Origin of the sequence: Methylosinus sp. KRF6, assembly GCF_018887255.1 — a bacterium.
Taxonomy (GTDB): Bacteria; Pseudomonadota; Alphaproteobacteria; order Rhizobiales; family Beijerinckiaceae; genus Methylosinus; species Methylosinus sporium.
Genome location: NZ_JAHLJF010000001.1, coordinates 4,300,972 through 4,319,218, shown reverse-complemented (window position 1 = coordinate 4,319,218; position 18,247 = coordinate 4,300,972). Strand labels below are relative to the sequence as shown.

The 18,247-nt window shown below is 65.3% G+C and carries 18 protein-coding genes and 2 pseudogenes; 15 read left to right on the top strand and 5 right to left on the bottom strand.

The window, feature by feature from the left end; genetic code table 11:
• Positions 1–55 precede the first annotated feature (55 nt).
• From KP010_RS20350 to glp, 10 genes are all read left to right on the top strand, one after another.
• Complete coding sequence (locus KP010_RS20350) at positions 56–1,966, top strand: SurA N-terminal domain-containing protein (protein WP_216281425.1); 1,911 nt, start codon at positions 56–58, stop codon at positions 1,964–1,966.
• Positions 1,967–1,971: 5 nt separating this feature from the next.
• Positions 1,972–3,489, top strand: a complete 1,518-nt coding sequence (gene trpE / locus KP010_RS20345) for an anthranilate synthase component I (RefSeq protein WP_185966397.1) — start codon at positions 1,972–1,974, stop codon at positions 3,487–3,489.
• A gap of 23 nt (positions 3,490–3,512) precedes the next feature.
• Positions 3,513–4,073 carry a DUF6163 family protein gene (locus KP010_RS20340; RefSeq protein ID WP_142861825.1) on the top strand — a complete coding sequence of 187 codons (561 nt, stop codon included), beginning with the start codon at positions 3,513–3,515 and terminating at the stop codon, positions 4,071–4,073.
• Positions 4,074–4,281: 208 nt separating this feature from the next.
• Complete coding sequence (gene ldtR, locus KP010_RS20335; protein ID WP_108917380.1) at positions 4,282–4,794, top strand: transcriptional regulator LdtR; 513 nt, start codon at positions 4,282–4,284, stop codon at positions 4,792–4,794.
• A gap of 167 nt (positions 4,795–4,961) precedes the next feature.
• The gene (locus KP010_RS20330) at positions 4,962–6,053 is read left to right on the top strand and encodes a site-2 protease family protein (RefSeq protein ID WP_108917379.1); all 1,092 of its coding nucleotides are present in this window, start codon (positions 4,962–4,964) and stop codon (positions 6,051–6,053) included.
• A gap of 120 nt (positions 6,054–6,173) precedes the next feature.
• A complete protein-coding gene (locus tag KP010_RS20325; protein ID WP_024880414.1) occupies positions 6,174–6,785 on the top strand; it encodes an aminodeoxychorismate/anthranilate synthase component II in 612 nt (203 codons plus the stop codon).
• A 49-nt stretch (positions 6,786–6,834) separates the two neighbouring features.
• Positions 6,835–7,848: an anthranilate phosphoribosyltransferase gene (gene trpD, locus KP010_RS20320; protein ID WP_142861824.1), complete on the top strand. Its 1,014-nt coding sequence runs from the start codon at positions 6,835–6,837 to the stop codon at positions 7,846–7,848.
• Positions 7,849–7,965: 117 nt separating this feature from the next.
• Positions 7,966–8,790 (top strand): indole-3-glycerol phosphate synthase TrpC, encoded by an 825-nt coding sequence (gene trpC / locus KP010_RS20315; RefSeq protein ID WP_142861823.1) that lies wholly within the window; start codon positions 7,966–7,968, stop codon positions 8,788–8,790.
• A gap of 1 nt (position 8,791) precedes the next feature.
• Entirely contained in the window at positions 8,792–9,286 is a 495-nt protein-coding gene (gene moaC, locus KP010_RS20310) for a cyclic pyranopterin monophosphate synthase MoaC (protein WP_142861822.1), read from the top strand.
• A complete protein-coding gene (glp, locus tag KP010_RS20305; protein WP_216281423.1) occupies positions 9,279–10,532 on the top strand; it encodes a gephyrin-like molybdotransferase Glp in 1,254 nt (417 codons plus the stop codon). Before moaC ends, glp begins: the two co-directional genes overlap by 8 nt.
• Positions 10,533–10,763: 231 nt before the next feature.
• On the opposite strand, the gene KP010_RS20300 is transcribed toward glp, so the two are convergent.
• The 3 genes from KP010_RS20300 to KP010_RS20290 form a co-directional block, all read right to left on the bottom strand.
• Positions 10,764–11,666, bottom strand: coding sequence for an NAD(P)-dependent oxidoreductase (locus KP010_RS20300; protein WP_216281421.1), 903 nt, complete (start codon positions 11,664–11,666; stop codon positions 10,764–10,766).
• Positions 11,667–11,811: 145 nt separating this feature from the next.
• Positions 11,812–12,219 carry a type II toxin-antitoxin system VapC family toxin gene (locus KP010_RS20295; RefSeq protein ID WP_216281419.1) on the bottom strand — a complete coding sequence of 136 codons (408 nt, stop codon included), beginning with the start codon at positions 12,217–12,219 and terminating at the stop codon, positions 11,812–11,814.
• Positions 12,216–12,476: an antitoxin gene (locus tag KP010_RS20290; protein ID WP_216281417.1), complete on the bottom strand. Its 261-nt coding sequence runs from the start codon at positions 12,474–12,476 to the stop codon at positions 12,216–12,218. Before KP010_RS20290 ends, KP010_RS20295 begins: the two co-directional genes overlap by 4 nt.
• Positions 12,477–12,658: 182 nt before the next feature.
• On the opposite strand from KP010_RS20290, the gene gyrB reads away from it, so the two are divergent.
• On the top strand, positions 12,659–15,088 hold the full coding sequence (gene gyrB, locus KP010_RS20285; protein WP_216281415.1) for a DNA topoisomerase (ATP-hydrolyzing) subunit B: 2,430 nt from the start codon (positions 12,659–12,661) through the stop codon (positions 15,086–15,088).
• Positions 15,089–15,351: 263 nt separating this feature from the next.
• On the opposite strand, the gene KP010_RS20280 is transcribed toward gyrB, so the two are convergent.
• Both KP010_RS20280 and KP010_RS20275 read right to left on the bottom strand, forming a co-directional pair.
• The gene (locus KP010_RS20280; protein ID WP_246659721.1) at positions 15,352–16,620 is read right to left on the bottom strand and encodes an IS630 family transposase; all 1,269 of its coding nucleotides are present in this window, start codon (positions 16,618–16,620) and stop codon (positions 15,352–15,354) included.
• Positions 16,621–16,806: 186 nt separating this feature from the next.
• Positions 16,807–17,100: a hypothetical protein gene (locus tag KP010_RS20275; protein ID WP_142861819.1), complete on the bottom strand. Its 294-nt coding sequence runs from the start codon at positions 17,098–17,100 to the stop codon at positions 16,807–16,809.
• Positions 17,101–17,151: 51 nt separating this feature from the next.
• Here KP010_RS20275 and KP010_RS20270 point away from each other — a divergent pair.
• The 4 genes and pseudogenes from KP010_RS20270 to KP010_RS20255 form a co-directional block, all read left to right on the top strand.
• A pseudogene (locus KP010_RS20270) lies at positions 17,152–17,292 on the top strand (helix-turn-helix transcriptional regulator); the annotation flags it as partial.
• A gap of 79 nt (positions 17,293–17,371) precedes the next feature.
• Positions 17,372–17,536 (top strand): hypothetical protein, encoded by a 165-nt coding sequence (locus KP010_RS23445; protein WP_185966398.1) that lies wholly within the window; start codon positions 17,372–17,374, stop codon positions 17,534–17,536.
• 60 nt (positions 17,537–17,596) lie between these two features.
• Positions 17,597–17,892 (top strand): annotated as a pseudogene (locus tag KP010_RS20260) (type II toxin-antitoxin system RelE/ParE family toxin).
• A 13-nt stretch (positions 17,893–17,905) separates the two neighbouring features.
• Positions 17,906–18,226: a HigA family addiction module antitoxin gene (locus KP010_RS20255; RefSeq protein ID WP_142861817.1), complete on the top strand. Its 321-nt coding sequence runs from the start codon at positions 17,906–17,908 to the stop codon at positions 18,224–18,226.
• Positions 18,227–18,247 lie beyond the last annotated feature (21 nt).

The window sequence follows — 18,247 nt, the reverse complement described above, 5'->3', positions numbered from 1 at the left end:
GCCGTGAGCGCACGAAAGAGCCGGAGACCGCAACGCCCAAGGGAAGCCCCAAATCATGCTGGAAGGCCTTCGCATCGCCTCGCAACATCGGATCGGCCGCATCGTCCTCGGGCTCGTCATGGGCTTCATCGCGCTGAGCTTCGCGGTGTGGGGCATAGGCGACGTGTTCCGCGGCTTCACCTCCACGCGGCTCGCCAAAGTGGGCGCGGGCGAAATTTCGGTCGACGCCTATCGCAGCGCCTATCAGAATGAGCTGCGCCGCCTGCAGCAGCGCGCTCGCCGCGCCATCACCAATGAGGAGGCGCGCCGCTTCGGGCTCGACCAGCAGGTGCTCCAGCGCATGATCACCGATCTGTCGCTCGACCAGAAGACGAAAGCGCTCGGCCTCGCCATTTCCGAAGACGAGACCTTGCGCCTCACCCGCGATGAAAATGTCTTCAAGGGCCCGACCGGCAAATTCGACTCCGACCGCTTCAAGCAGCTCATTCGCGACGCCGGCTATACGGAGCGCAGCTTCCTCGCCGAGCAGAAGGGCGGCTATCTGCGCAAGGAGCTGACCGATTCCATCGTCGCCGGCATGGAGCCGCCGCCTCTGGTGCTGGAGGCGCTGCATCGCTTCCGCAACGAGGTTCGCGAGATCGATTATTTCCTTCTCCCCGCCGCGGCCGCTGGCGAGATCGCCAAGCCCGGCGAGGAGGAGCTGAAGAAATATTTCGACGATCGCGAGCAGAGCTTTCGCGCCCGCGAATATCGCAAGCTCGCTCTGCTCGCCGTGACGCCGGCTTCGCTCGCCAAGCCGCAGGAGGTGAGCGAGGCGGAGGTTCGCAAGCTCTATGACGAGGTGAAGGCCAAGCGCTACGGCACGGCGGAGAAGCGCCATTTGCGCCAGCTTCTCTTCGCCTCGAAAGACGAAGCCGATAAGGCGCTCGAGCGGCTGAGGGGCGGCCTCTCCTTCGACGCGCTGGCGGGAGAGCGCAAGCTCTCGCAAAAGGACATAGACCTCGGCTTGCTCGAGGAGCGCGACCTCGGCGACCGGCAGATCGCCGCAAAGGTCTTCGCCTCGCGCGAGCCGGGCTTCGTCGGCCCGGTTCAGACGGCGTTCGGCTTCGCCATTCTCCAGGTCGAGAAGATCACCCCCAGCGTCTTCACGCGCAGCTTCGAGGAGACCGCCGACGAGCTGCGCCGCGAGATCGCGCAACAGCGCGCCGCTCCGTCCGTGCGCACGCTGCACGACTCGATCGAGGATCAGCGCACCGGCGGCAAGACGCTGGCCGAGGCCGCCAAATCGGCCGGCCTCGACGTCGCGACGATCGAGGCGGCGGATTCGACCGGACTCGATCCCGCCGGCAAGGAGATCGCCGGCCTCTTCGGCTCCGAGGATCTGCTGAAGGCGATTTTCGCCTCCGATGTCGGCGTCGACAATGACACTGTGCCGACGCGCGACGGCGGCTATGTGTGGTTCGAGATCGCCAAGGTGGAGCCGGCGCGCCAGCGCAGCTTCGCCGAGGTGAAGGAGGCGGTCGAGACCGCTCTGCGCGGCGAGAAGCAGCAGAAGGCGCTGACCGAGCGCGCCGAGGCGCTGACCGCGGAGCTGCGCGCCGGCAAGGCGATAGAGGACGTCGCCAAGGGCGCCGGCGCCGAGACGCGGCATTTGAGCGATGTGAAGCGCGCGCCGCATCCCGAGCTGTCGACCGCGGCGATCGTCGCCATTTTCGACGCGCCGTCCAAGGGCGCCGGCTCCGCCGCGGTCGATGGCGGGCGCCTCGTCTTCCAGGTGAAGAGCGCGACGACGCCGGCCTATGATCCCGCCTCCATCGAGGCCAAGGCGGCGGCGGACCAGCTGCGGCCGGCCTTCACCAATGACATACTCGAGCAATATGTCGGCGCGCTCGAGAAGGTCTTCAACGTGTCGATCAACGAACATGCGTTGCAGGCGGCGACCGGCGGAGCGGATCAGAACCAGTGAGCGCATTGTCCGAACCTTCGTTCGACGAATTCGCCGCCGCCCATGAGGCGGGCCGCGCCGGCCTAGTGGCGACGCGGCTCGTCGCCGATCTGGAGACGCCGGTCGCGGCCTATCTGAAGCTGACGCGCGCGCGGACGGCCAATGTCTTCCTGCTCGAATCGGTCGAGGGCGGCGCCGCGCGCGGCCGCTACTCGATGATCGGGCTCGACCCCGACATCGTGTTCCGCATCCATGGCGAGAAGGCCGAGATCAATCGCCGCGCGCTGCGCGACGCGAATGCTTTCGAGCCCTGCGCGAAACCGCCGCTCGACGCCCTGCGCGAATTGCTCGCCGAATCCGCGATCGACGAGGTCGCGCATCTGCCGCCGATGGCGGCCGGCGTGTTCGGCTATCTCGGCTATGACACTGTGCGGCTGATGGAGCGCCTCGCCCCGGCCAAGGACGATAAGATCGGCGTGCCCGATGCGATCTTGCTGCGGCCGACCGTCATGGTCGTCTTCGACAATGTGCGCGACGAGATCATCGTGGTGACGCCCGCGCGCCCCGCGGGCGGCGTTTCCGCAAAGGCCGCCTATGAGGCGGCGCTCGCGCGGCTCGATTTGGTGGTCGCGACATTGGAAGCGCCGCTCGAGCAGCGCGAGGCGGAGGCCGATCCGCATCTTCTCGCCGAGGAGCCGGTCTCCAACACCACGCCCGGGCGTTTCCTGGAAATGGTCGAGCGCGCCAAGGACTACATTCGCGCCGGCGATATTTTCCAGGTCGTGCTGTCGCAACGCTTCACCGCGCCTTTCACCCTGCCCGCCTTCGCGCTCTATCGCGCGCTGCGCCGCGTCAATCCGGCGCCTTTTCTGTGCTTTCTCAATTTCGGCGACTTCCAGATCGTCTGCTCATCGCCGGAGATTCTGGTGCGCGTCGCCGAAGGAAAGGTGACGATCCGCCCCATCGCCGGCACGCGCTGGCGCAGCCCGGTGAAGGCGGAGGACGAGCGCCTCGCCGCCGATCTTCTCGCCGATGAGAAAGAGCGCGCCGAGCATTTGATGCTGCTCGATCTCGGACGCAATGACGTCGGCCGCGTCGCCGCGACGGGAAGCGTGCGCGTGACCGACAGCTTCACCATCGAGCGCTACAGCCATGTGATGCATATCGTCTCCAATGTCGAAGGCGCGCTCGATCCCGCGCGCGACTGCATAGACGCGCTCGCCGCCGGCTTTCCTGCGGGCACTGTCTCCGGCGCGCCGAAAGTGCGCGCCATGGAGATCATCGACGAATTGGAGACGGACAAGCGCGGCATTTATGGCGGCTGCATCGGCTATTTCGGCGCCGGCGGACAGATGGACACTTGCATCGTGCTGCGCACGGCGATCGTCAAAGATGGAAAGATGCATGTGCAGGCGGGGGCCGGCGTCGTCTATGACAGCGATCCCGATTACGAGCATCGCGAGACGGTGAACAAGTCCAAGGCGCTGTTCCGCGCCGCCGAGGAGGCCGTGCGCTTCGCGACGCGCGCGCGGCGCGGGCAGTAGAGCCGGAGCGAGAGAGGCGCGGCGTGACGGAGCATACGCTCTATGAGGAGGCGGACGACCCGCACCGGCCGATCCGTCTCGGCGACGCCGGCGCTGCGGGCGACGCGGCGCGCTGGGGCCATATGCTCACGCTGTTCATGCGCATTATGGCGCTGTTCTGGCTGCTGCAAGGCGTGATGCAATGGGTGATCGTGCTCGCTGCGAGCCGGCCCATATTCGACGAGGCGCCGACCAACGCCGCCATCGCAATCGTGTTCTTCGCCGTGCTCGATCTCGTCGCCGGCGTCGGGCTCTGGCTGGCGACGCCCTGGGGCGGCGTGCTGTGGCTGCTCATCGCAGGCGCGCAAATCTTCGTGACCTTGAGCGTGCCGGGATTTTTCGCGGGCGGCTATTGGCTCATCGCCCTCGATCTCGCGCTCATCGGCCTCTATTTCTTCCTCACTTTCGAGGCCGGCCGCGATTATGAGGCGCAGCGCCTGCGCGAGAAGCGCCGCAGGCGGCGCGTCCCCGAGGCCGAGGCTGTCGAGGGCCGCCTCGGCCGTATGGGGCGAAAGGCGCGCGCATTTTTCTCCCGGCTCGGGTAAGACGCGCGAAGCGGCGCGCGCAACACCCCTAACGCAATTCTAACAATTTGATTCACTGGCTATTTACCGCATCGAAGGTAGTGGAGGTAAACGACGGATTCAGACTGTTGTTTAAAGCGGTCTTCATTCGCGGCGGATAGGTTCTGGCCCATCGAGACACGGACCGGACATCGAATATCCGGCGCAAAAGACGAGACGGAGCTTGTTCATGAATACGGCGTCGAAGACCGAGGCGGCGCAGGTCCGCGCGGAGAAGATCAACGAAATTCGCCCGATCTATCTCGAATCCCTCACGCTGGTGGAGCGTCTGCACCGCCGCCTGCTCGATGTCATCAAGGACGAGTTCGATCGTCGCAATCGTGGCGACGTCAATTCGGTGCAGGCTCTGCTGCTCTACAATATCGGCGACAAGGAGCTCACCGCGAGCGAGCTGCGCACGCGCGGCTATTATCTCGGCTCCAACGTCTCCTACAATGTGAAAAAGCTCGTCGAGATGGGCTATCTGCACCATGCCCGCTCGCGCGTCGATCGCCGCTCCGTGCGCATCAGCCTCACGCCCAAGGGCAAGGAGGTTCACGACATCGTCGCCGCTCTCTATGAGAAGCACGCGACGACGGTGGAGCAGATCGGCGGCGTCTCGACCGCGGAGTTCCGCACCGTCAACACCGCTCTGACGCGCCTCGAGCGCTTCTGGACGGATCAGATTCGCTATCGCCTCTGACGTCTCCTCCTCTCCTGATAGCTTTCTCCGCTCCACTCGGGCGATCTTCGCGTCACGCGTCGATCGCCCTTTTTCTTTTCCGAATGTCAGGGATTTTTGGCCGAATGTCGACGATTTCTGCTATGAATAGGCGTCGCGGTCGTCACGTCGATAGAGGGGCCTCTTCCATGCGCTGGTCGCTCACGCTCGGCTCGTTCAAGGGCACGGCCGTCCGCATTCACATCACTTTTCTGCTGCTGCTCGCCTGGATCGGCTTTTCCGCCTATCGCAGCGGCGGCGCGCCGGCGGCGCGCGACAGCGTGATCTTCATCACGCTCATTTTCGCCTGCGTCGTGCTGCATGAGTTCGGGCATATTCTGATGGCGCGGCGCTTCGGCATTTTCTCGACCGAGGTCACGCTGCTGCCGATCGGCGGCGTCGCCAATCTCGACCATATGCCGGAAAAACCCTATCAGGAATTGCTCGTCGCGCTCGCCGGCCCCGCGGTGAATGTCGTCATCGCCGCTGCGCTGTTCATCGCGCTCGGCGCCTTCCAGCCGGAGACGCTGGCGCAGCTCGACGATCCGCATCTCAATGTGCTCGCGCGTCTCGCCGCCGCCAATCTGTTTCTGGCGCTGTTCAACATGATCCCGGCCTTCCCCATGGACGGCGGCCGCGTGCTGCGCGCCGCGCTCGCAATGTGGCTGCCGCGCGGCAAGGCGACGCGCATCGCCGCCTTCATCGGCCAGGGCTTCGCCTTCGCCCTGGGCTTTTTGGGCCTGTTCGGCAATCCCATCCTCGTCTTCATCGCCATATTCGTCTACATCGCCGCCAGCGGCGAGGCGCAAATGACCGTGGCGAGCGAGGCTGCCCGCGGCCTCTCCGTCGCCGACGCCATGGAGACCCGCATCGCCGCCATTGCCTGGGGCGCCGATCTCGGCGAGGCGGTCGAGACTCTGCTCGCCACCTCGCAGGACCAATTTCCGGTGGTCGCGGCGGACGGCCGCTTCATGGGGCTGCTCGACCGCTCGGACATAATCGAGGCGCTGAAGGCCGACGACCGCAGCGCGCCGATCGCGCCCCATGTGCAGCGCGACGCCCCCACCGTGAGCGCGGCCGCGCCGCTCGACGAGACGATCGAGAAATTCGCCGGCGCCTCGGCCATGGGCGTGCTGGACGCCGATGGCGTCCTCGTCGGCCTGCTGACGCGCCAGAGCATCGGCGAGATCATGCTGATCGCCAATCTGCGGCCGGACTGGCGGCTCGGACGGCGCGGCTAGAGGCGCCGGCTCCCCCGCCGAGCGGCGCGAATGAATTGACTTGAGCGGCTGAAGAGCCGAAAAAAATCCAGCCGCGGCGGGCGAGCAGCCCACGCCGCCGAGAACCGGACCCACGCGCGAATGACAAAAGTCACGCTCATCGACAATTACGACAGCTTCACCTTCAACCTCGTGCATTATTTCGGCTCGCTCGGGGCCGAGGTGACGGTCAAGCGAAACGATGCGGTCTCGGTCGCCGAAGTGCTCGCCGCCGGCCCGGAGGCGATCGTGCTCTCGCCCGGTCCCTGCACGCCCAAGGAGGCGGGCATCTGCCTCGATCTCATCGCAGCGGCCTGGGCGAAAATTCCGATTTTCGGCGTCTGCCTCGGCCATCAGTCCATCGGCCTGTCGTTCGGCGGCGATGTGATCCGCGCGCCCCTGCCCGTGCACGGCAAAATGGCGACCATATTGCACAAGGGCGAGACGATCTTCCGCGGCATAGAGGGGCCGTTCCAGGCGACGCGCTATCACTCGCTGATCGTCGCGCGCGAAACCTTGCCCTCCTGCCTGCGCGTCACCGCCGAGACTCCAGACGGGCTCATCATGGGCCTCTCGCACGAGAGCGCGCCCGTGCATGGCGTGCAATTCCATCCCGAGAGCATCACCTCGGAGCATGGGCACAAGATTTTGCGCAATTTCCTCGATCTCGCGCAGGAGTGGAACGCGACGCGCCGCCCCGCCAAAGTCGCGTGAGCCAATGCGAGCCTGAAGGCTCGCTCTACTTCAACAGAGACATTCGGCCGTGACCGACCTCAAGCCCTATCTCGCAGCCCTCGCCGCCGGCGCGACCCTCTCCCGGCAGGAGGCGCGCGCCGCGATCTCCACCGTGCTCGAAGGCGGCGCGACGCCGGCGCAGCTCGGAGCCTTTCTGATGAGCCTGCGCCAGCGCGGCGAGACGGTGGAAGAAATCATCGGCGCGGCGGAGGCCATGCGCGCGGCGATGGCGCCGGTCGCGGGCGCGCAAGATGCGATCGACATTGTCGGGACGGGCGGCGACGGCGCCGGCACCTATAATGTCTCCACTCTGGCGGCGATCATCGTCGCCGGCTGCGGCGTGCGCGTCGCCAAGCATGGCGGAAGAGCCGCCTCCTCCCGCTCCGGCGCCAGCGACGTGCTGGCGGAACTCGGCGTCAAGGTCGGCGTCACGCCCGAGCACGCCGCATTTTGCCTTTCGGAAACAGGTATTTGCTTCATGGCGGCGGCGACGCATCACCCCGCCATGCGCCATGCCGCGCCGGTGCGCGGGGAACTCGGCCTGCGCACGATTTTCAACCTGCTCGGCCCGCTGTGCAATCCGGCGCGAGTGGAAAAGCAGCTGCTCGGCGTCTCCTCGCGCGCGCTGCTCGAGCCGCTGGCGCGCGTCTTGGCGGAGCTTGGCTCCAAGCGCGTCTGGCTCGTCCATGGCGAGGACGGGCTCGACGAATTGACGACGACCGCGCCCTCTCACGTCATCGCGCTCGAGGACGGCGCCGTCCGAAGCTTCACGGTGACGCCGGAGGAAGCGGGCCTCACGCGCGCCGAGCCGCAGGCGCTCGTCGGCGGCGATCCCGCCCATAACGCAAGCGCGCTGCGGGCCGTGCTGGCGGGAGCGCGCGACGCCTATCGCGATATCGCCGCGCTCAACGCCGCGGCGGCGCTGGTCGTGGCCGGGGCGGCCGCCGATCTTCGCGAAGGCGCAAATCTCGCCGCGCGGGCGCTGGACAGCGGCGCCGCACAGGCGAAGCTCGAGGCGCTTATCCGCGTCTCCAATGCGTGACGACGCCGCGCCGCCGGAAAAGACTGCGGCGCGCCGCCGCGCTGGCGGGAAATGCTTCGTGTCCTTCGTGTCTTCGTGGTAGAAAACCTCTCGAAGACGCGAAGGACCGTGAGCGGCATGACCGACATTCTGAGCAAGATCGAAGCCTATAAGCGGACCGAGATCAACGACGCCAAAGTGCGTATGCCGCTGGCGACGCTCGAGCGCAATGTGCGCGACCACGATCCCCCGCGCGGCTTCGTCCATGCGATCGAGGCCAAGCTCGCCGAGGGCCGCATCGCACTAATCGCGGAAATCAAGAAGGCGAGCCCCTCCAAAGGCGTGCTGCGCCATGATTTCGACCCGCCGGCGCTGGCGCGCGCCTATGAAGCCGGCGGCGCCGCCTGCCTCTCGGTGCTGACCGACGGCCCCTCCTTCCAGGGCAAGCTCGAGGATCTCGAGGCCGCGCGCAAGGCCGCTCACCTGCCGGCGATTCGCAAGGACTTCCTCTACGATCCCTATCAAGTGTTCGAGGCGCGCGCCCACGGCGCCGATTGCATTTTGATCATCATGGCCGCCGTCTCCGACGAGGAGGCCGAGCGCCTCAACACCACGGCGCATGATCTGCGCATGGACGTTCTCGTCGAAGTGCATAATGAGGAAGAGCTCGACCGCGCGCTGGCGCTGGAGACGCGGCTCATCGGCGTGAACAATCGCAATCTGCATACATTCGACGTCACGCTGGAGACGACCGAGCGGCTCGCCGAGCGCATTCCCAAGGATAAAATCATCGTCGCAGAGAGCGGCATAACGAGCCATGAGGATTGCCTGCGGCTCGAGAAGGCCGGCGTCTTCACATTCCTCGTCGGCGAGAGCCTCGTTCGCAAGGACGATGTGACGACGGCGACACGCGAGCTGCTGCATGGCTCGGTCAAGGGCGATCACAGGCGGGCGCGCACGTAGAATGGGCTTGCTGACGCATCTTTCCAACAAGGGCGAGGCGCATATCGTCGACGTCTCCGACAAGGCGGAGACGAAACGCGTCGCCATCGCCCGCGGACAGATCGTGATGGACGCCGCGACGCTCGCTCTCGCGGTCGAGGGACAGGCGAAGAAGGGCGATGTGTTCGGCGTCGCCCGCGTCGCCGGCATAATGGCGGCCAAGAAGACGCATGAGCTGATCCCGCTCTGTCACCCTCTGCCCGTCACCAAGATCGCGGTCGATCTCGAGCCGGACGCCAATCTCCCCGGCGTGCGCGCGACGGCGGAAGTCTTGGTCACGGGCAAGACCGGCGTGGAAATGGAGGCGCTGACCGCGGTCGGCGTCGCTCTGTTGACGATCTACGACATGCTGAAGGCCGTCGATCGCGGGATGCGCATCGAGGGCGTCGAGCTGGTCGAGAAGCGCGGCGGACGCTCCGGCGAATGGCGTCGCGACGAAATGGACAAAAATGGCTGACGACAAATTGCTGTCCGTGGACGAAGCGCTCGCCCGCGTGCTCGCCGGCGCGACGCGTCTCTCCGGCGACGAGGAGGTTCCGCTCTTCAAAGCGCTCGGCCGCACTCTTGCGCAGGATCTCGTCTCGCGCCGCACGCAGCCGCCGGTCGCGGTCTCCGCCATGGACGGCTATGCGCTGCGCGCCGCCGAGCTCGCGGCGCCCGGCGCGCGGCTGACGCTCGTCGGCGAGAGCGCCGCTGGCCATGGCTATCACTCGGCGCTCGGCGCCGGCGAGACCGTGCGCATCTTCACCGGCGCGCCCGTGCCGGACGGCGCGGACACGATCCTCCTGCAGGAGGACGCCACGATCGACGCCGCTGGCGTCGGCGCCGCCTCCCCTCCCCCGCCCGGCCGGCATATTCGCGCGCGCGGGCTCGATTTCCGAGAGGGCGATCCCGCACTGTTCGCCGGAACGCGCATCGGCCCGAGCGAGCTGGCGCTCGCCGCCGCCATCAATCATCCGCTGCTTCCCGTCGCGCGGCGCCCGCGCGTGGCGCTGATCGCCTCGGGCGACGAGCTGGTTCCGCCCGGCGCCGAGCCCGGCCCGGCGCAAATCATCGCCTGCAATTCCTATGCGGTGGCGGCCATCGCCGAAGCCGCCGGCGCCGAGGTGATCGATCTCGGCATTTTCCGCGACGACATCGCCGAGCTGGAAAAAGGCCTCGAGCAGGCGCGCGCGGCCAAGGCAGATATTGTGGTGACGCTGGGCGGCGCTTCGGTCGGCGATCACGATCTGCTGCGGCCGGCCCTCGCCCGCCAGGGCATGGCGCTCGATTTTTGGCGCATCGCCATGCGGCCGGGCAAGCCGCTGATCCATGGAACGCTGGGCGAGGCGCGCATTCTAGGCCTGCCGGGCAATCCGGTGGCGGCTTTCGTCTGCGCGCTGGTCTTCCTCGGCCCGCTCATTCGCGCCTTGCAGGGCGATCCGCGCGCCGGGGCGGACGAGACCGAGGCCGCCGTCGCCGGCGCGCCGCTGAAGCCCAATAAGGGAAGGCGCGACTATATGCGCGCGACGCTCACGCGCGACGCTTCCGGCCGGCTCGTCGCCACGCCGCAGGCCTTGCAGGATTCCTCGCTGCTGACCGAGCTGGCGCGCTCGCAGGCGCTGCTCATTCGCGAGGCGGGAGACGGCGCTGTGGCGGCGGCCGGCGCGTGCCGGATTTTGAGGTTGCCGGGGGCGTTCGTCTCTCGAGACGCTCGGACCTAAAATCCCCCTCATGCTGAGGAGGCGCCGCAGGCGCCGTCTCGAAGCGCGAGGGGCTCGAGAAGGCGGAACCGAATGGCTCCGCGTGCTTCGAGACGCCCGCTTCGCGGGCTCCTCAGCATGAGCGAGAGTCGGCGGCCTAAAACCGACGTTCGACCTCGAGCGCCAAAAGCTCTCGTTCGTTCTGCGGCTTTCAATTCCGAAAGTCGCCGGCCTCCACGATTCATCGACGTCTCAGGTCTCGGCTATTCTGGCGAGATAACGAATGTGCGCCAACAGAGCTCCTTCTGCGCTAGACGATCCGCCGATAAGACGGTCGACCCGTTCTGTTCTGAAGCGGGGAACCGGACTTTGCGTTTCACGCGCGCTAACACGCACCTCGCTTCGCGAGTTCAGGCTCGCTACGACCAATCTCGCAACTCGTTCCCAAGCAATGACGTCTCGGTCGACACAGATGTAGGTCGCGTGGGGGCTTTCCGCCGTGGCTAGGACGCGGATGACCTTTGCTACCGCGCGCACGTCAGAGAATTGCCGCCCATCGTCGCGTGCGGCTTCGAGGGGACGACCTTCCTTTGCAGCGACCACCATTGCTGCGATGCGATCGTCGCTGCGAAAGGAAGCCTCGGCAAACGCTGGCGGACCAACCACTGGGCCTGGACGAACCACGACGCCTGTCATTCGACGGCCCGCGCACGCCGCGCGAAGAAACAGCTCTCCTGCGGCCTTCGTCGCACCGTAGAGATCGGTCGCGCTGAGGCCATCATCCTCGCTCATTTCTCCAGAGAACGGCCTGTGTACAGCGACCGATGACAAATATATGCAACGCGTGAGACCAGCATCGCCAGCGGCTTCGAAAAGCTTCGCGGCGACGGACGTATCTCGCAACTTCAGTTCGTCGCCAGGATCGCCCCAAATGAGGGCGCCATGAACACAGACATCATGGCCCGGCATGACCTCCGCAATGCGCACTGCATCTTCGAGGTCGATCTCGCAAATTGTAAGCCGGGGATGTCGCGCGAAGGGACCTAGCTTCCCTGACGATCGTACAACAGCGGTCACTTGATGCCGAGCCTCGAGAAGCTCGCGCAAAGTGTGGAGGCCAATGTAGCCCCCTGCGCCGGTCAGGACTATTCTCATGAGATCAGATGCTACTAGCGGATTGCGTGCCTATAGGAAATGCAGAGATCGAGAGCAAGCGATGCAACCCGGCATCGACCATCAGCACATCCACCACGCTGCTCGTGGCGGGCGCATATCTCCCCCGTTCATGCGCGCGCGGCCGTCAGCCCGCCCAATCCGTCACCATCAGCCCCGGCACGCGCGCGAACTCCCGGCCATTCGCCGTCACCAATATCGCGCCGCGGCGGCGCGCCTGCGCGGCGATGAGATAATCATAATGGCCGATCGGCTGTCCCCGCTTTTCGAGATTGGCGCGAATGTCTCCGGCACGGCGCGCGTCCTCCTCATCGAAAGGCAGCACGGCGATTCCCGGCGAGAGAAACTCCGCCAGCAAGGCCTCCATGAGCGGCTTGCGATCGCTGCGCGCGTAGCCGTAGCGAAGCTCGTACAAAACGATGACGGGCAGGCTGATCTCGACACGCTGCGTCAGCGCCTCGCCCATTCGACGCGCGACATCGGCGTTGCGGCGGTTGATCACCGCAATGACGACATTGGTGTCGAGGCAGATCATTCGTCGATGAATTTACGCGGATCGGGAGCGCTCGGCGGATCCTCCGGCGGGCCGTCGGGCAGAAAGTCCCGCGCGCCCAGAGCGTCGAGCCGCGCGAACCACGCCTCGACATCGAAAGGCCCCTCGTGAAGCGGCTCCAAAATCACCTTGTCGCCGACCTTGGTGACCTTGACCTCCTTGCCCTCGAAACGGCAGTCCTTGGGCAGGCGCACGGCCTGGCTGCGGCCATGCATGAACAGCTTGGCTGTGGCGCTCATCGCTCGGGCTCCGCATGGTATCTACTAGATGATAGATACCATAAGCCCGCCGCTGCGGTCAATTCGCGCGCCCCGCAGCGCAGCCGCTCGGTTTTTCTTCGCTTTTCACCCGACTTTCGCGGTAAAAACAACATTCTCGAATCGAGCCGTCGTCCCGCCCTGCCCGAGGAGCCCAAACCCGCATGACCGACACCGAAGACGGAGCCGCCACGCCGCCCGAATATGGCGCGGATTCCATCAAGGTCCTGCGCGGCCTCGACGCCGTCCGCAAGCGCCCGGGCATGTATATCGGCGACACCGATGACGGCACCGGCCTGCATCACATGGTCTATGAGGTCGTCGACAACGCCATCGACGAGGCGCTCGCCGGCCATGCGACTCTCGTCACCGTGACGCTGAACGCCGACGGCTCCTGCACCGTGACCGACAATGGCCGCGGCGTTCCGACCGGCATTCACAAGGAGGAAGGCGTCTCCGCGGCCGAGGTCATCATGACCCAGCTGCACGCCGGCGGCAAATTCGACCAGAACTCCTACAAGGTCTCGGGCGGCCTGCACGGCGTCGGCGTCTCGGTCGTCAACGCCCTCTCCGTTTGGTTGAAGCTGCGCATCTGGCAGGAAGGGCGCGAGCATTTCATGGAATTCGCCAATGGCGATTCCGTCGCGCCGCTCGCTGTCGTCGGCAAAGCGCCGATCGAGGACGGCAAGCCCAAGCGCGGAACGGAAGTGACCTTCCTGCCGTCGCTCGAGACATTCAAGACGGTCGTCGAGTTCGATTATGCGACCATAGAGCATCGCCTGCGCGAGCTCGCCTTTCTGAACTCGGGCGTGCGCATCGTGCTCACCGACGCGCGCCATGCGGAGCAAAAGCGCGAGGAGCTCTATTACGAAGGCGGGCTCGAGGCTTTCGTGCGCTATCTCGATCGCGCCAAATCGGCGCTGATCGGCGCGCCGATCCTCATCCACGGCCAGCGCGAGCACATCAATGTCGAAGTCGCGCTGTGGTGGAACGATTCCTATCACGAGAATATTCTGGCCTTCACCAACAACATCCCGCAGCGCGACGGCGGCACGCATCTCGCGGGCTTTCGCGCCGCGCTGACGCGGCAGATCACCGGCTATTCCGAGCGCTCCGGCCTCACCAAGCGCGAGAAGGTCGATCTGACCGGCGACGACTGCCGCGAGGGATTGACCTGCGTCGTCTCGGTGAAGGTGCCGGACCCGAAATTCTCCTCGCAGACGAAGGACAAGCTGGTCTCGTCCGAAGTGCGTCCGGCAGTCGAGAATGTCGTCAACGAGCTGCTCGACCAATGGCTCGAGGAGCATCCGCAAGAGGCGAAAAGCGTCGTCTCCAAAGTCTGCGAGGCGGCCGCCGCGCGCGAGGCGGCGCGCAAGGCCCGCGAGCTGACGCGGCGCAAAGGCGCGCTCGACGTCGCCAATCTTCCCGGCAAGCTCGCCGATTGTCAGGAGCGCGATCCGGCGAAGGCCGAGCTCTTCATCGTCGAGGGCGACTCCGCCGGCGGCACGGCCAAGCAGGGCCGCAATCGCGAATTCCAGGCCGTGCTGCCATTGCGCGGCAAGATTTTGAACGTGGAGCGCGCGCGCTTCGACAAAATGCTGTCGTCCGAGCAGATCGGCACGCTGATAACGGCGCTCGGCACCGGCATAGGCCGCGACGAGTTCAACGCCGACAAGCTGCGCTATCACAAGATCATCATCATGACCGACGCCGACGTCGACGGCGCCCATATTCGCACGCTGATCCTCACCTTCTTCTATCGGCAGATGCCGGAGCTGATCGATCGCGGCCATGTGTTCATCGCGCAGGCGCCGCTCTATAAGGTGACCAAGGGCAAATCGACGCAATATTTGAAGGACGAGCGCGCGCTCGAGGATTATCTCATCGACTCGCTGCTCGACGGCGCCGCGCTCCGCTGCGGCAATGGCGAGACGCGCGCCGGCAAGGATCTGCGCGCGGCGCTGGAGGACGCGCGCTCCTTCCGCACCATTATGAACGGGCTGCATTCGCGCTATGACCGCAATGTCGTCGAGCAGACGTCGATGGCCGGCGCGCTGCAATCGCCGCCCGACGAAGCCAAGGCGGCCGAAGTCGCGGAGCGTCTCAACGCCATAGCGGAAGAGACCGAGCGCGGCTGGACCGGCGAATTGCGCGACGACGGCTATGTCTTCCGCCGCACTTTGCGCGGCGTGGCGCAGGCGGTGACGCTGGACGCCGCTCTGCTCGCCTCGAGCGAAGCGCGCAAGCTGCAGGAGCGCGCGGAGAGCCTGCGCGAGATTTTCGCCGGCCCGGCGGCGCTGGCGCGACGCGGCGACGAGACCGCGCTCTCCGGCCCGATCGCGCTCTATGACGCGATGGCGGCGCAGGGCCGAAAAGGCCTCACCATTCAGCGCTACAAAGGCCTCGGCGAGATGAACGCCGAGCAATTGTGGGAGACGACGCTCGACCGCGAGGTGCGCTCTTTGCTGCAGGTGAAGGTGAAGGAGGCGGTGGAGGCAGAGGATATTTTCGTGAAGCTGATGGGCGACATCGTCGAGCCGCGCCGCGAATTCATCCAGGAGAATGCGCTGAACGTCGCCAATTTGGACGTGTGATGGCCGATGTGCAAATACCCATAAGCTGCCAATTGCACCCATAAACCGAGTCAAAACCCGCCGGGAGGGCCGAATCCCGGCGGAAGCGGCTTTTACTTACATATATTATGATATTTCTTTCAGTAGGCGACGGAGCGCCGGGCACGTAAGTCATCCGAAGGATTTTTCTTGGAGATGCTTATCAAGCCTGATTGGCAATGCTTTATGATTTCATGGGCGAATGGATGGCCTGAATTCCCGGTTTTCGATGAAGGCGTCCGCGTTCAGCGATAGCGCGGGTCCTTGCAGTTGTTCCCCTCGGCGAACTCGGGCGGAACGCGTTCCTTGCCCCATATCCGATTGCCCGCGCGGCGCGGATGCTCGCGGAAATGCCTGTTCCGCTCCTCGAAATAGCGGTCTATCGCGGCCTTGGCCTCGTCGACGCTGCCGTAGTCGCTGTTGTGGATGATGGCGCGCGCCATCCCGCTGAAGATCGATTCGATGACGTTGAGGAACTGGGCCCGCGCCGGCAGCGGCGCCGTCTCGACGAGGGGCCCGCCGGTTTCAATCGCCGCCGCGTTGTTCTCCTCGATCCGCTCGAAAAGCTTCTTTGAGACGTGCCATGAGGCCGCGTCCCATGAAAGATAGAGCTTGCGCTGGTCGCGGTAGCGGTCGAGGAGGAGATTCATCATGCGGATCATCTCCGTCGTGTTCTTCTTCAGGCTGTAGAAGTGGGTGACCTGGTTCCCCGAAAGCTCCAATGCGGCGGTCAGGATCAGGCATCCCTTGGACTTCTGCCACTGCGCCACCTGCGGCATTTCCCCGGGCACCGCGAGGACGCGGCCCGCCTTCGCCTTGACAGCAAACGGGCCGAATTCGTCTATGGAGAAGAACGCCTCGTCGGCGCCGAGGCCGGACAGGATCGAACGGATACGGGCCAGCTTCTCGGCGTATTCGGGGTCGTTGGAGGTGAGGACGACGCGCGCCTTGCGCCACCGATAACCCGCCGCCTTGATGATCGATCGGACGACCTCCGCGCACGCGGGCGCGCCCTCCTTCGCCAGAACCTCGCGAAGATGGGCCATGGTCCACGACGTGCGGTTTATTCCATGATCGCTTGGCGGCTCATGCAGGAATCGAATTGCGTCGGGCTTTTTGAGCAACAGGATCATCTCGTAAATGTCGTCCCAAACCCCGACGCCGGGATTGCGACCGGGACCGAAGTGCTTGCCGACGTAACCCTTCACGGCGCTGTAGCTGCCCGCAAAACCTTCATCGTGCTTCAACGCCCTGGATATGGCCGCGACTGACGACCGGGGTTCCGTCGCCGCGGATCTGTTCGCGGCGACGAGGCGATCTATCGTCTCAATGTGTTGTCCGAGCTTGGGGTATTGCGGCGATCGAGCAGAGAATGGCGGCGGTAGAGTATGAAGGAGCATTTTTCGGATCGTGCCCCGATTAATGCCGGTCTCGCGCGCGATCTGCCGTCTGGAAACGCCCTCCTCGAGGACCTTTCGCCTGACCATCGTCCACTGCGCGATGTCGCGATACATGGCGTGCCTCCCCCGTCCGCTGCGTTGTCGAGCCCGACGCCGCTGTGGCGATCCGTGCGCACCCCAACTTTTTACCGGGCCCCAAATCACGCCGCGACGGCCATCCCTCGCGCGGGTCTGAATCCTCTGGCGGGCCGGATAGGGGCACGAAGGCGCGAGAAGCCATGGGCGCGGACGCCGCCGCTTTCACACCTTGAGTTTGGACGGGCTTTTCCGCCGTCCCTGCAACCTGAAGATCGCCAGCGCGTACTCCGTGCCCTCGTGCATCACGAACTCGACCGAGGCCCTGTTCCTCAGGTGTTCCGAGCTCCCTCGCCGATCGAAGAGGTCCAGAATCAACAGTGCCGAAAAGGTCACGCTCGATAGCTGATAGGCGGTCAATTGCCCGCCGAAGCGAATAGCCGCGCGGTCGTTGCCCTCGTTCGCGAAGGTGCGTTTGCATTCGCACACGATAGTCATCCGCCCATGCAGGAACTGCACGTCGGCCCTCCCTCCGCCCACGTCTTGGGGCTCCTTGACGCACACGCGGGCGAGGTCGGAGAGGGCACGTTCCCGCCCCAGATCAGGATCAGCGTCAACGGCGCGGGATGGCGGGAATCCGACATCAACCGATGGGTGGCCAACCCCGTGGCGTGGCGGCCCGGAAGCGGGCGCGACCTCGATGGCGTCTGATCGTAGCGCGCGCTCCCGCGCCCGCGCCCGCGCCCGGCGCATCAGGCCGCCCACGGCGTCGGAGCAGTTGGACGAGTTGTTGGGATACCATGTCCCTATGGGCCGCCCGCCCAAGCACGACCTGTCCACCTGGACCGTCACCGACGACTGGCCCCATCCCGTTCCAGTCACGCAGGCCGAGATCGAGGTGTTCGAGCAATGGTTCGGAGACCTGTTCGATGAACTGTTCGGCTCCGAGGGCTGACCCGCCCCATTGCAATATGAGTTATAGTGCGGTACATATACTCATAGTTGGAGAGGCGGGATGATCGTTGGCTTTCGGGACGAATGGTTGCGGGCCTTTTTCAGGGACGACGCCCAATCCCGCAACATCCCATCCGACCTGGAAGCCCGGTTGTTCCGCAAGCTCCAGATGATTGACGACGCCGTGACCGATCAGGACTTGCGTGTGCCCCCAGCAACCACTTCGAGAAGCTGAAAGGCAATCTGGCAGGTCTCCATTCGATCCGCGTCAACGAGCAATACCGGCTGATCTTCCGCTGGGATGGTGAGCGCGGCGAGGCGGACGGCATCTATCTGGACGATCACAGCTACCGATAAGAGCGAGGCGAACATGCTGACCACCAAGCGCAAGCCGGCAAGCGTCGGCGAGATACTGACCGAAGAGTTCATGGAGCCGATGGGGCTGACACAAGGCGCGCTCGCGGAGGCGATGGGTGTTCAGCGCAAGCACGTCAATGAACTGTGCGGCAACCGCAGGAATGTGACGGCCGCGACCGCGCTAATCCTGGCCCGCGTCTTCGGCAACAGCCCCGACTTCTGGCTCAACGTGCAGCGGCGCAACGACCTTTGGGAGGTGATGAACACACCCAAGGAGCGTGAACGGGTCGAACGCGCGCGTCCATTGCAGAGCGCGGCCGTGTGCGTCCGATAGTTCGGGCCGGGACCACCATTC